The organism is Methylomonas sp. LW13 (genome assembly GCF_016865255.1).
GTDB lineage: Bacteria > Pseudomonadota > Gammaproteobacteria > Methylococcales > Methylomonadaceae > Methylomonas.
The window spans coordinates 4,909,179-4,923,123 of record NZ_CP033381.1; the positions used below are offsets into that span (position 1 = coordinate 4,909,179).

Annotated in this window: 12 protein-coding genes, 1 tRNA gene and 1 rRNA gene; 1 reads left to right on the plus strand and 13 read right to left on the minus strand. The window is 48.5% G+C overall.

Annotation, left to right across the window (positions count from 1 at the left end; translation table 11 throughout):
* Window positions 1-17: 17 nt before the first annotated feature.
* The 12 genes from JL719_RS22360 to pilM form a co-directional block, all read right to left on the minus strand.
* A tRNA-Ile gene (locus tag JL719_RS22360) sits at window positions 18-94 on the minus strand.
* 60 nt (window positions 95-154) lie between these two features.
* Window positions 155-1,688: ribosomal RNA gene (locus JL719_RS22365) — 16S ribosomal RNA — on the minus strand.
* Window positions 1,689-2,088: 400 nt separating this feature from the next.
* Entirely contained in the window at window positions 2,089-2,982 is an 894-nt protein-coding gene (gene xerC / locus JL719_RS22370) for a tyrosine recombinase XerC (RefSeq protein ID WP_033156984.1), read from the minus strand.
* A gap of 5 nt (window positions 2,983-2,987) precedes the next feature.
* Window positions 2,988-3,677, minus strand: a complete 690-nt coding sequence (locus JL719_RS22375) for a DUF484 family protein (protein ID WP_033156768.1) — start codon at window positions 3,675-3,677, stop codon at window positions 2,988-2,990.
* Window positions 3,674-4,501: a diaminopimelate epimerase gene (gene dapF, locus JL719_RS22380; protein WP_033156985.1), complete on the minus strand. Its 828-nt coding sequence runs from the start codon at window positions 4,499-4,501 to the stop codon at window positions 3,674-3,676. Before dapF ends, JL719_RS22375 begins: the two co-directional genes overlap by 4 nt.
* Before the next feature lie 5 nt (window positions 4,502-4,506).
* Window positions 4,507-5,757: a diaminopimelate decarboxylase gene (lysA, locus tag JL719_RS22385; RefSeq protein ID WP_033156769.1), complete on the minus strand. Its 1,251-nt coding sequence runs from the start codon at window positions 5,755-5,757 to the stop codon at window positions 4,507-4,509.
* 3 nt (window positions 5,758-5,760) lie between these two features.
* Entirely contained in the window at window positions 5,761-5,886 is a 126-nt protein-coding gene (gene lptM, locus JL719_RS22390; protein ID WP_084153286.1) for an LPS translocon maturation chaperone LptM, read from the minus strand.
* Window positions 5,887-6,027: 141 nt separating this feature from the next.
* Window positions 6,028-8,271, minus strand: a complete 2,244-nt coding sequence (pilQ, locus tag JL719_RS22395) for a type IV pilus secretin PilQ (protein ID WP_033156770.1) — start codon at window positions 8,269-8,271, stop codon at window positions 6,028-6,030.
* A gap of 2 nt (window positions 8,272-8,273) precedes the next feature.
* Entirely contained in the window at window positions 8,274-8,831 is a 558-nt protein-coding gene (locus JL719_RS22400) for a pilus assembly protein PilP (protein ID WP_084153287.1), read from the minus strand.
* Entirely contained in the window at window positions 8,828-9,454 is a 627-nt protein-coding gene (pilO, locus tag JL719_RS22405; protein WP_033156771.1) for a type IV pilus inner membrane component PilO, read from the minus strand. Before pilO ends, JL719_RS22400 begins: the two co-directional genes overlap by 4 nt.
* Complete coding sequence (locus JL719_RS22410) at window positions 9,451-10,023, minus strand: PilN domain-containing protein (protein WP_033156772.1); 573 nt, start codon at window positions 10,021-10,023, stop codon at window positions 9,451-9,453. The genes pilO and JL719_RS22410 overlap by 4 nt, the downstream gene beginning before the upstream one ends.
* Window positions 10,023-11,084, minus strand: a complete 1,062-nt coding sequence (pilM, locus tag JL719_RS22415; RefSeq protein WP_020483743.1) for a pilus assembly protein PilM — start codon at window positions 11,082-11,084, stop codon at window positions 10,023-10,025. The genes JL719_RS22410 and pilM overlap by 1 nt, the downstream gene beginning before the upstream one ends.
* Window positions 11,085-11,294: 210 nt before the next feature.
* Between pilM and JL719_RS22420 the strand changes: the two genes are divergently transcribed.
* Window positions 11,295-13,658 (plus strand): penicillin-binding protein 1A, encoded by a 2,364-nt coding sequence (locus JL719_RS22420; RefSeq protein ID WP_033156773.1) that lies wholly within the window; start codon window positions 11,295-11,297, stop codon window positions 13,656-13,658.
* Window positions 13,659-13,729: 71 nt separating this feature from the next.
* Here the strand turns inward: JL719_RS22420 and rpmE are convergent, their stop codons facing one another.
* Complete coding sequence (gene rpmE / locus JL719_RS22425; RefSeq protein WP_081607938.1) at window positions 13,730-13,930, minus strand: 50S ribosomal protein L31; 201 nt, start codon at window positions 13,928-13,930, stop codon at window positions 13,730-13,732.
* Window positions 13,931-13,945 lie beyond the last annotated feature (15 nt).

Below are 13,945 nucleotides of genomic sequence, written 5' to 3' on the forward strand. Positions count from 1 at the left end.
TTTCGCCTTTTATGCGTTGGTGGGTCTGGGAGGAGTTGAACCTCCGACCTCACCCTTATCAGGGGTGCGCTCTAACCAACTGAGCTACAGACCCAGGTGCGTCTTTCAATCGAAATAATTTGTTGTGAGTACGTGTAACGGTGTGCCGTCTTTGTAAGGAGGTGATCCAGCCCCAGGTTCCCCTAGGGCTACCTTGTTACGACTTCACCCCAGTCATGAATCACAAAGTGGTAAGCGCCCTCCCGAAGGTTAAACTACCTACTTCTTTTGCAACCCACTCCCATGGTGTGACGGGCGGTGTGTACAAGGCCCGGGAACGTATTCACCGCGGCATTCTGATCCGCGATTACTAGCGATTCCGACTTCACGCAGTCGAGTTGCAGACTGCGATCCGGACTGGGACCGGCTTTTTGGGATTCGCTTACTCTCGCGAGTTCGCAGCCCTCTGTACCGGCCATTGTAGCACGTGTGTAGCCCTACCCATAAGGGCCATGATGACTTGACGTCGTCCCCACCTTCCTCCGGTTTATCACCGGCAGTCTCCCTAGAGTTCCCGGCATGACCCGCTGGCAACTAAGGATAAGGGTTGCGCTCGTTACGGGACTTAACCCAACATTTCACAACACGAGCTGACGACAGCCATGCAGCACCTGTCTCAGAGTTCCCGAAGGCACTCCGCTATCTCTAACAGATTCTCTGGATGTCAAGGGTAGGTAAGGTTCTTCGCGTTGCATCGAATTAAACCACATGCTCCACCGCTTGTGCGGGCCCCCGTCAATTCATTTGAGTTTTAGCCTTGCGGCCGTACTCCCCAGGCGGTCAACTTAATACGTTAGCTCCACTACTAAGTTCTTTAAGAACCCAACAGTTAGTTGACATCGTTTACGGCGTGGACTACCAGGGTATCTAATCCTGTTTGCTACCCACGCTTTCGTACCTCAGCGTCAGTTTTAGTCCAGGGAGCCGCCTTCGCCACTGGTGTTCCTTCAGATCTCTACGCATTTCACCGCTACACCTGAAATTCCACTCCCCTCTACTAAACTCTAGTTGCCCAGTATCAAATGCAGTTCCCAGGTTAAGCCCAGGGCTTTCACATCTGACTTAAACAACCGCCTACGCACGCTTTACGCCCAGTAATTCCGATTAACGCTTGCACCCTCCGTATTACCGCGGCTGCTGGCACGGAGTTAGCCGGTGCTTCTTGTATAGGTAATGTCAGTCTACCGGGTATTAACCGATAGGTATTCCTTCCTATTGAAAGTGCTTTACAACCCTCAGGCCTTCTTCACACACGCGGTATTGCTGGATCAGGCTTTCGCCCATTGTCCAATATTCCCCACTGCTGCCTCCCGTAGGAGTCTGGGCCGTGTCTCAGTCCCAGTGTGGCTGATCATCCTCTCAGACCAGCTACGGATCGTCGCCTTGGTAGGCCTTTACCCCACCAACTAGCTAATCCGACATAGGCTCATCTATTAGCGCCAGGCCCGAAGGTCCCCAGCTTTCCCCCGTAGGGCGTATGCGGTATTAGCGTGAGTTTCCCCACGTTGTCCCCCACTAATAGGCAGATTCCTATGCATTACTCACCCGTCCGCCACTCGTCAGCGCCCGAAGGCCTGCTACCGTTCGACTTGCATGTGTTAAGCATACCGCCAGCGTTCAATCTGAGCCATGATCAAACTCTTCAGTTTAATTTTAACTTGCCACTAAATAAGATTAGTGACCAATCTTGGCTCGACTACAGAACATCTTTTCTTGCGAATTGACGTGGTTTCTGTGTCGACTATTTCTAACGGCACATAGTCGCTACACATACCCACACAAATTATTTCGATTTCGTTTGTTAAAGAGCCAGAGCATTTCGCCCTGTTGAGCCGACATATTCTACAGCGTTTTCAGTGTTTGTCAAATTTATTTTTAAGTCATTTCAAAAACCGAAACCAAAAAAACAAACCCGCCAATCAACAACCTCAAACCCGCCGAACCAAGTCGACCGCTTCACCGCTAAAACTTAAAAGCCAGAGCAGTGAAGAGCCGCTCATTCTAATCACCCATCATCCTCGCGTCAAGAACTTTTTTATTCAACAGCCTTCAACCCTTGCGCGAGCGCGGATGTGCTTGATCATAAACAGCCGCTAAATGTTGAAAATCCAGGTGCGTGTATATCTGAGTAGTCGATATATTGCTATGCCCTAACAACTCTTGCACAGCCCTAATATCTTTACTGGCTTCAAGCAAATGGCTTGCGAACGAATGCCTCAACATATGAGGATGAAGGTGCTCGGCTATTCCTTTTTTTTTGCCCCAACGATCCAATCTAAGTTGCACGCTTCTTTGAGATAATCGAAGCCCCTTCAGGGAAACAAACACTGCCTGCCACTCCCCCTCAGGCCGACTTGCCAGCCAAACCTTAAGCGCATCAAGTGCTTTACTACCAACCGGCAATTGCCTTTGCTTGCCGCCTTTACCAAACCGCACCCTCAAAAAGCCTTCGCTAAGATTGATGTCTGACAAATCAAGCATTACCAACTCGCTCAGTCGCAACCCAGATGAGTAAAACAATTCAAACATCGCCAAATCGCGGATTTCCAAAATCGAATCCGGCGTCGCATTTAACATCCCCACAACCTGATCGACATCCAAAACATGTGGCAACCTTTTTGAAACTTTGGGCGCTTGCACATGCTGGGCAGGGTTATGCTCCACTTGCTTGGCTTTGAGTAAAAATCGATAAAAACTGCGTAAAGCAGCGAGTTCGCGCTGAATCGTCTTGCTACCGATACCGTTTTTATGACGCCCGGCAATATAATTCCGTACATCACGATCCTGAACTTGCTGCCAAAACATGAGCTCTTGCCTAGAGCAAAAACTTTGAAAACGTTTTAAATCCCTTTGGTAGTTTGTTGACGTATGATCTGCAACGCGCTTTTCCGAAACCAAATAGCGAAAATACTGCAGCAATGCCTCATCCGCTTCGGTATGCATGACAATCAATCCGTTTGGTGTAGCAATGATATAAAACGAGTCCCGATAATCTCACTCATTTGAGTGAGAAATATGCTGCCCATACTATAGTGAAAGCGCGACTCATCGCGACTGCCGATCGCCAACAGCCCATCAAGCTGCGTAAACACCATAGGAATGATCGCACACGAGCGAACTTCCGCGGCCACGTCGCCAAACAAAAACCTCGCTTGCGCTAAGGTCGGCCGACCGCATTTCGGCTGGTTTGTGGTTAATTCATTGGAAAAATGCTTCAAGTTAGCATCATCAGCCCCAACGAATAAATTACTGATAGGCGAGAGCGGTTGTTCTTTAATGATTTTAATGGATACGAAATCAGTGAAAAAACATTCAACCAACACCTCACTTAAATTTGCTACCGCGTCCTCCAGGGTATTTGCTTCCAACATGGCCAGAGTCAACTCATGCATGCGATTGAACGAAGCGTCATTTTCCCGGGCAATATCGATCAACGCGGTCAATTGATTTTCTTGCTCCTGATGCTTCGCCCGAAAAATTTCAAGTTGCTTGGATATTAGCGATATTGCATTACCACTGGGATGTGGGATATGCATCTTCTCCAGCAAATCCAAATGATTTTGGAAAAACTCGGGATGTTCTTGCAGATAGGCCTTAACGAGGGCTTCGGTCAATAAGACTTTTGGTTCACTGCTCATAACTTTATTTGTCCTTCGAATACCGTAGTCGCGGCCCCCGTCATCATGACAGGATGACCACTACCAAGCCAGCTAACGATTAATTCCCCGCCAGGCAGTTGAACCTGAACATCCTGCTCCAACAAACCTTGCTCGATACCGGCCACAACAGCAGCGCAAGCCCCGCTGCCACAAGCCAGCGTTTCGGCTGCGCCACGCTCGTAAACTCGCAACTTGATTTGTCGACGATTAACAATTTGCATGAAACCAATATTAGCTCGCTCCGGAAACAGCTCATGACTCTCCAACCTAGCGCCGATAGATGAAACTGGCGCGCTGATTACATCATCAACCTGGATAACCGCATGAGGATTCCCCATAGAAACAGCTGCGAATGCAACTTCTGTGTCCGCCAAAGTCACTTTATATAACGTGGACTGTTCGGAAACCTTTAGCGGTATTTGCTCAGGCTCCAGTGCGGGAACTCCCATGTCAACGGTGATCAAACCGCCCGCATCGAATCGAAGCGTCAGTTGTCTCGCGTCTGTATCAACAATAATTTCGTCTTTATTACTTAATCCTTTGTCGCGCACAAAGCGTGCGAAGCAACGCGCACCGTTTCCACATTGCGCAACCTCGCTACCGTCAGCATTGAAAATCCGGTATTTAAACTCGGCGTTATCGCTAACCGGCTTTTCCACCAATAACAATTGATCGCAGCCCACGCCAAAATGGCGATCCGCCAAAAATCGAATCTGTTCGGTCGTCAATTGTATTGGCTGGTTTATAGCGTCGATCACGACAAAATCATTGCCCAAGCCCTGCATTTTGGTGAAATTAATCATCATCGCTACTCAGGTAAAAGCTGCTCGCCAACCCATAGTTGCTCCAGAGTTTCTCGGGATCGAATAAGATGCGTTTTATCGCCATCCACCATTACCTCCGCCGCTCGTGGCCTCGAGTTATAGTTTGAACTCATCGTAAACCCGTAGGCTCCCGCTGAACGAACCGCCAATAAATCGCCTTGTTTCAACTTTAACGACCGCGCTTTACCCAGAAAGTCACCTGTCTCGCACACCGGCCCCACGATGTCCCAATCCAACTCGGACTGATCGCTTTCGGTATTCGCCGGAATGATTGCCTGCCACGCCCCGTATAAAGCCGGCCGGACTAGATCATTCATGGCCGCATCCACAATAGCAAAATTTTTATTCTCCGTTGGCTTGAGGTATTCCACTCTGGTTAACAATATTCCCGCATTGCCGACGATGGCGCGCCCCGGCTCCAATAGAATTTCAAAGCTCCGTCCCGCCAAACGCTGCAGCAGGGCTGAAATATATTCAGAAGGTTGCGGTGGGTGCTCATCGCGATAACAAATACCCAGCCCGCCTCCTAAATCGAGATGGTGCAATTCAATACCTTCCTCTTTCAGCTCATCGACTAACGCCAACACCCTATCCAATGCATCCAAAAACGGCACTGTTTCAGTTAATTGAGAGCCAATATGGCAATCGATACCGACTATTTGGATATTCGGCATCTGCGCGGCGCGCCGATATTCATGAATGGCTTGCTTGATATCGATCCCGAATTTATTTTCTTTCAAGCCGGTGGAAATATAGGGATGCGTCTTAGCATCAACATCCGGATTGACCCGGAAAGACACGGGAGCAATAACACCCAGCTCACCGGCTAATCGGTTGATCCGATCAAGTTCGCCACTGACTTCAACATTAAAACAGCGTATACCTATTTTCAGCGCAGCTAAGATTTCGTCCTCGCGTTTACCGACACCGGAAAACACAATTTTGTCAGGACTGCCGCCCGCAGCTAGCACGCGCTGCATTTCGCCAAGCGACACGATGTCGAACCCAGACCCAAGTCGCGCCAGCACGTTGAGAATCGCAATATTTGAATTGGCTTTTACGGCATAACAAATAAGGTGCGGGTGCCCGGCAAAGCCTTGATCGAAGGCTTGCCAATGCCTCTCCAAGGTCGCGCGCGAATAGACATAGCAGGGAGTACCGTAGTTTTCGGCAATTTTGTCAACAGGAATGCTTTCGGCAAACAGCTCGTGTTGCCGATAATTAAAAAAATCCATGGCTTATTTATCTTGTTTCGGTACGTAAATTGGCGGCGGGCTATCCGGCATATATAAGGGCCCGGTTTGACCGCAGGCTTGCAGCAACAGCGCCCAAAGAACTAGAGTTAAAATTTTGTTTGTCGTCATGTTCGTAACGATTATCGGGTGAATGCGGAATATAGCATAGCCGACAGCTTAAAAGAACGAACGCAAGACAGCCAACCAATCTCGGCAAGCCACAAAAAAAGGGGCATGAAGCCCCTTTTTGTCGCTAGGCCAGACGAAGACTCACTTTATCGTCATCGACTCTTTCACCACTTTAGGCGTAATAAACACCAACAACTCTTTTTTGGTATCGTTTTTTACACTTTTCTTGAACATCCAGCCAATCACCGGTAAATCCGACACCCAAGGCACAGTATTGTAAGATTCCTGAACAGTCGACTCATAGATGCCGCCCAACACTACCGTCTCGCCATCTTCAACTTGAACTTTGGTTTTCAACTGCCGGGTATCGATAGGTACCGTTGCGTTACCGCCTGTAGCCAAAGGTGTTCCCGGCGAATCTTTTTTGATGTCGAGCAGCATGATAACACTGCCGCTTGGCGTAATCTGCGGCGTGACATTCAGCTCCAACACCGCATCGACCAGCTCCGTCACCGGACCAGTCGCCTGGCTTTGGGTTTGATACGGAATCTGCACACCTTGTTTGATTGAAGCTTGCACCATGTCGCTAGTCATTACCCGCGGATTGGACACCAACTCGCCTTTACCATCGTCTTGCAATGCACTGATCTCAAGGTTCAAAAGATAATCCGCTCCGCGTGCCAAGGTCAAGGCCAAAGCACCTCCGCTAGAAGCTGCCAATGCAGATCCCAAATCCGACAGAATTTGCGAATTTTCGCTAGTTTCCGCACCACTGGCCGTCATTCCGTATTGCGTTCCGCTATTTACGTCGGCTTTATGAGCCACCCCAAATTTGGTACCCAAGTTCTGCGCAAACGAAGTATCCGCTATGACGATTCGCGATTCGATCAACACTTGGCGCACAGGCACGTCCAATAGTTTGATCATTCTGCGTACATCTTCCATAGCCTTTGCCGTATCCTTGACAATCAGCGTATTGGTTCTGGCATCGACAATCGCCGTACCGCGTGGCGATAGCAATCGCATACTTGCTGGACCGCCACCTTGGCTATTCTGGCCGGAACCGGCCTGTTGCGACGCGACGGAACTACCACTACCACCGCCGCAACCACCACCTCCGCCACTGCTTGCACCTGCACCGGACTGACCACCTTGCGAGCTATTCCCCACCCCCATTAATACACCGCAAATCTCCCCTGCTTTTGCATAATTGATCTGAATATTTTCGGTTTTTAACGGTTCCAACTCTTCGAATATTTTTTTCGAATCCAGCTCCTCCTGCTCGATTTTCATGATCTCAGCAACCGGCGCCACCATCACCACATTGCCGTTCTGTCTTTTTGCCAAGCCTTTGGATTTTAAAATCAACTCCAAAGCCTGATCCCAAGGTACATCGTTTAATCTAAGCGTGACATTGCCCGCGACCGAATCAGCAGCAATGATATTCAGCTCGGTAAAGTCGGCCAGAATTTGCAACACCGAACGCACTTCGATATCTTGAAAATTCAATGACAACTTATTGCCGATATACGGGAATTTTTCTTTTTGCTGCGCTTCTTTTTCCGCCGGTGTCAACGGCCGAAACTCAACCGTCAATAAATTATCGGACTGATAGGACGAGTAATCGTAATTACCATTGTTGGGTGTTATGACAATGTTGACGCTATCGCCTCTGGGAGAGGCTTCGATTTTTTGTACAGGTGTCGCAAAATCGGATACGTCAAAACTTTTAACTAAAGACTCCGGCAACTTGGTGTTTAGGAAACTTAAAACCACTTTACCGGCATTTTGTTTAGCGTCCACGACAGTATTTGCCGCAGATAAACCCAGTAGCAAACGTCCCTCACCGTTTGGCCCGCGTCGAAAATCAATACTTTTTATGTTTTGTTCCGGCAAAAATTTACTAATCACCGAATCCTTCGCGACAGGCGCTTGCTGTACGGCTCGGTTTACCGCAGCAACGGTCCCGCTGGACTTCAACACCACATAAAATTTATTGCCCTCGATTTTGGTTTCGTAAGGCACTTTTTCTACCAAATTGATAATAACCCGAGTCCGCCCCGAAGCCTCGACCACATATACCGTGCCTGCCGCACCTTGATTGATTGGAAAGCTTTTTTTTGCCAGATTACTTTTTACGCCGGCAAAGTCCAATGCGATTCTGGAAGGGTTATCGGTCTGGAAGATTTTCGGCTCCACTATCGGACCATCCATTTCCAGTTGCACTTGCACTTGGTTTCCGGCCAAGGTGGAAAACTCTAAGTTGTTTATCGCTCCGTCGTCGGCGTGCACCAGCGCAACATGCACAAAACAACTCAGCAACACTGAACACCAGAAACCGAAGCCGGCCACTTTCCATCCATTTTTATTTTGTTTAATACTCATTTCTATAACCCTTTTTCATCGGCCAATGCTAGTGAAGACTGTTGTTCGCGCCAAGTGCCCGGTTTATCAGGTACGATTTCCATTAGCTCTATTTTGTCGTCAAGAATACGCAGTATCTTGCCGTAATTTTGCCCCATGTGATGCCCAACCTGTACGCGGTGGATAGTCCCATCTCTAGCTCTTACCAAACCCCAATAGCCTTTGTCGTTACGTAGCGTTCCAACCATGCGCAGACTGTCCAGAGGGTAGGCTTCCAACTCTTCCTTCCGGCGTTCTATATCAGGTCTAATACCGTTGATACCGGAGACGTCGACATTGCTATCGTCATCTTTTCTTTCAATTGACCTAAACGGATCCCTCAATCCATCGGGCTTGAATATAAACGATTCAACCACTTTAATTTCAGGCAAGGGTTCGATAGCGGCCTTGGGACGAGCTTTTACCTCTTCAATATATTTGGTCAAATCGCTGACATCGTCGCCACCGCATCCGACCATCCCAACCAAAAGCAAACTCAACATCGGCAGGGTCGGAAACACTTTCACACCGACGCACCTCATTGCCCTCTCCTTTTCTTAGCAGCCGGTCCGCCAGCGGCTTGCGCTGTTTCGCCCTCGTTATAGGTTTTTATCGTTGCCGTCATGCTCATACCATCTTTGCCTTCTTTACCCATCGGCGTCATGACCACATCGTGCACCGTCACAATCCGGGGTAGGGAAGCTAAACCGCTGACAAATAATCCCAGCTCTTCATACTTCCCGACGACATGGATACCAATTGGTAATTCAGAATAAAACTCTCTGTTAATTTCAGTACTGGGTTGGAACAATTTAAACTCTAGGCCACTTGCCAATCCGGTTTGGGAAATATCAACCAACAAGCTGGCAACTTCAGCTTTGGTAGGCATCTGCTTCAACATCTCACCTAGCGACGCTTCGATTTGATCCAGCTGATCGCGGTAATCCTGGAGATTGACAGCCTTTTTTTGCTTAACTTCAAACGCACTTTTCAAACTCTCTTCTTGTTTTTCAAGCACATCCAATTCATCCAACTGCGGCACCGTCACAAAGTAAATGCCAGCCGCCGCTGTTAATACCGCAAACATAAGAATGACGATGATTTTTAGTGGCGTTGGCCAGCTGCCCGCCGAATTAATGTCCCAATTGATTTCAGACAAATTCATTTGACGGCTCCTGGTTGAGGCTTATCGACCTTCTTACCTTGCTTGGCAGTTAGGGTGAAGTCATTCATCTGCCCATCCTTCTTACCCTCGCCCTTGATAACAGTCAGTACCGAGGTATTCATCCACGGCGAGTTATCGATAGCTCGCATATAAGCGGACACCCGCGCATTCGATTCCGCCTTCCCATCCAGCGTCAAAACCGCTCCTGCCTGGGCAAACTTCGTCAGGTAAATACCATCCGGCGTGGTTTTGGCCAATTCATCGAATAAATGCACCACCTCGGGACGGCTTTCCTGCAACTTTTGGATGACTTCAATTTTGGTCAATAACCGGTTTTTCTTATCTTCGATTTCTTTGATTTCTTGAATTCGCTTATCCAAGATGGCTATTTCGTTTTGTAGTAGCGTGTTTCTGCGGGTCTGATACTCTTTGATCCCTTCGATATACATATAGACCACGACCAAAATCAGTGCTGTCACCAAAATACCGGCACCAATACCCGCCACAAAATCCTGCTGCTTTTTTTTACGCAGCTCTTCTCGCCAGGGGAGTAAATTAATTCTTGCCATTAATCGAAACTCCTTAGCGCTAAACCGCACGCTATCATCATCGCAGGCGTATCGTTGCTCAGACTTTGCGGTTTGACCCGATTAGAAAGCGCCATATTGATAAATGGATTGGCAATGTAAGACGGGATGCCGAGGTCGCGTTCCACCAATTTGTCCAAACCCGCGATTGACGCGCAACCACCGGCAAGTACCAAGGCATCGACGCCGCGATTGGCGCTAGAGGAAACAAAGAATTGCAACGATCTGGCGATTTGCTGCAACATGGCTTTTTTGAAGGGCTCCAGCACATCCGTGACGTAATTATCCGGCAAGCCGCCGTGCTTCTTGGCCAAACCGGCTTCTTCATACGACAGGCCATAGCGGCGCTGAATCTCTTCAGTTAGCTGTTTTCCGCCAAAGCCCTGCTCCCGGGTATAAACAGTTTTACCTTCATGCAGAATGTTCAGAGAGGTCATGGTTGCGCCAATGTCGGCAATCGCAACAGTCATATTGCCGGCACCTTCCGGTAACTGATCCGCCAACAAGGAAAACGCATTTTCCATCGCGAAAGCTTCCACATCGACGACGACAGCCTTCAGGCCGGCATAGGCCAGCGCAGCCACCCTGTCTTCAATGTTTTCCCGTCGAGAAGCCGCCAGCAACACATCAACCATATCCGGGTTATTTTTGGTGATGCCCTGGACTTCGAAATCGAGATTGACTTCGTCCAGCGAATAAGGAATGTACTGATCCGCTTCTACCATGATCTGCTCCTCCATGTCCCTATCAGACAAGGAGGCGGGCATCGAAATGATTTTGGTCATCACCGACGAACCCGCAACCGCAACGCTCGCCTGCTTTGCGCGAGTACCGGATTGCTTGACCGCCGCTTTTATTACCGCGCCGATTTGCTCTATATTGGTGATGTTCTTATCGACTATCGCATCTTGAGGTAAGGGCGCCACCGAGTAACTTTCTACCCGGTAACGAGCACCGACCCGGCTCAATTCCAACAATTTAACCGCAGCTGTACTAATATCCACACCCAGCACAGCCGACGGATTCCTGCTCAACCAGCTCATGAATGAACCCTTTTTAGATCGAATATGATTGAATTTGGCTCAAGCATGCTCAGACGAGGTGCAGAACCCACATGGGTCAGAAGTATAGTAGGTTTTTTTAATTTCATCCTCTTAGATAAACCACTTTATAAGTAACTTTAGGTTGTTCCTATTATCAAAAGGGTTTATTTTGACCGGCAATTTGTATTTTAGCAGTGCGTTTGAATTTCAGTGCCCATTAAGAAAGTTCCCAAACCCAAGTCTCTGATCAAGACACTTTTTAAGTGGCTGGCCTTCTTCTTTTTCGCTTTTATCGGCACATTTCTGATCGCCACTTATTTTTTCCTAATCGAACTCGATAAGGAACTGCCGGACATCGACCAGTTACAACATGTTCAATATCAAATGCCGTTGAACATCTACAGCCAAGACAAGCTATTGATAGCTCAGTTTGGCGAGAAGCGCCGAATCCCGATCAACATTGAGCAAGTTCCGCCGCAATTGATCAAGGCGTTTATCGCTGCGGAAGACGACCGCTTTTACAAACACAACGGCGTCGATTTCAAAGGTCTGCTGCGAGCCGTCGGCCAGCTAGCCCTTACCGGCAAAAAAAGACAAGGCGGCAGTACCATCACCATGCAAGTTGCCCGCAATTTTCTGCTGAGTAACGAAAGAACTTATTTGCGTAAGCTCAAAGAAATCATTCTTGCACTGAAAATAGAGCGGCAATATTCCAAAGATCAGATTATGGATCTTTATTTGAACAAAATTTATATGGGCCAACGCGCCTATGGCGTAGCAGCAGCCGCACAAACCTACTACGGTAAAGATATTTCCGAGTTAACTCTGCATCAACAAGCGATGATTGCCGGCCTGCCGAAAGCGCCGTCCATTTACAATCCCATAGCCAATCCTCAGCGCGCTATAGAGCGACGGAACTACGTGTTGCGCCGAATGCTGGATCTAAACTACATAAGCCAGCACGATTACGAAATTGCTGTGCAAGCAGTTGATAATGCGGAGATTCAGCCGATAAATGTCGAGCTACAATCGCCACACATCGCGGAAATGGTTAGGCAAGAAGTTATGTCCAAGTATGGCGAGACAGCCTATACCTTGGGTTTGAAAATTTTCACCACCGTCCCTAGCCAATTTCAGTTAGCCGCAGAAGACGCTTTGCAAAAAACCTTGCATGAATATGACGAGCGCCACGGCTATCGCGGTTTTCCACATAAAAATACACAAAAAGGCGGCGCTCAACTGACCGACAATGTTATCGGAGACACTCGGCAAGCCCTGATAACAGCAGTGGCCGATTCCGGGGTTACCGCAAGACTTTATGACAACACACAGATTGTCATCGCCTGGAAAAATATTGAATGGGCAAGACCTTATCCGGAAAAAAATATTGGCTCCGCCAAGGCTTTTCTTAAACCGAACGACATCATCTGGGTTAGAGAATTAGCAAAAGACGAATGGGCGCTGACGCAGATTCCGGGAGCTGAGGCTGCTTTCGTAGCACTCAATCCTAACAATGGCGCGATTCTGGCACTATGCGGCGGCTTTGATTTTTATCACAGCAAATATAACAGGGCTACACAGTCCAAACGCCAACCGGGCTCGGGATTCAAGCCTGTTATTTATACTGCCGCCCTGGAGAAAGGCTTCACCGCGGCCAGCATCATTAATGACGCGCCCATCGTAATCGAGGACCCTTCGCAAGAAAACGACTGGCGTCCGGAAAACTATAGCCGCCGCTTTCTGGGTCCGACATCATTGCGGGTTGCGCTCCGGGAATCGATCAATCTGGTCTCAGTGCGATTGCTGCAGGAAATCGGAATACCTCAGGCAATCGATACAGCCATGCGCTTTGGTTTCGATAAAGAACAATTACCCGGCACACTGTCTCTGGCCTTAGGTAGCGGCTACGCCTCACCGTTGCGCATGGCGTCGGCCTATGCCGTATTTGCCAATGGCGGCTTTTTGGTAAAACCCTACCTCATCGAACGCATCGAAGATCACAAAGGTAACCTGTTATTCCAGGCCAACCCACCCCTGGCGTGTGCCGATTGCCCCGACCAAGACCCGCCGCCACCAAACCGCGCGCCGCGCGCTATTTCAGCAAAAATCAATTTCCTGGCAAACAGCCTGCTAAGAGATGTTGTACAGCGCGGTACGGCAACTCAGGCCAAACAATTGGGCCGTAACGATTTGGCGGGTAAAACAGGCACCACGAACGAACAGAGAGACGCTTGGTTTAATGGTTTTGCTACCGATATAGTGGCCTCTGCATGGATAGGCTTCGATAATTCATTACCGCTTGGGCATGGCGAGACTGGCGGAAAAGCAGCCTTACCGATGTGGATTAAATTCATGAAGGCCGTACAACAAAACTTCCCGGAAAAACCATTAACGCAACCAGCTGGGATAGTCCAGGCTTACATCAACCCAGCAGACGGGTTATTGTTAGATCAAGAAGCGAGGGGAGGCATTTGGGAATATTTCAGCGAAGAAACCTTACCAACGGCAAAATCGGCACCGAAAACTGAAGAACCCGAAGAGGATGAATTATTTGCAGAAGAAGCGCTATTTTAAAACACTTCGTATAACTGGGAAGAATCTGGCCGCCAGTTAACCGACGGCCGAACAAGACTTCTCGAAAACTATTATTTTCCGAATTTTTTGCGGAATTTATCAACACGGCCCGATGTATCAACGACGCGTTGTTTACCGGTATAAAACGGATGGCAAGAAGAACACACCTCAATGTGTAAATCAGAAGCCAGCACAGAACCGGTTTGAAAAGTATTGCCGCACCCGCAAGTAACGGTAATTTGTTTATATTCTGGATGTATTTCTGGTTTCATAGCGCTCACATACCC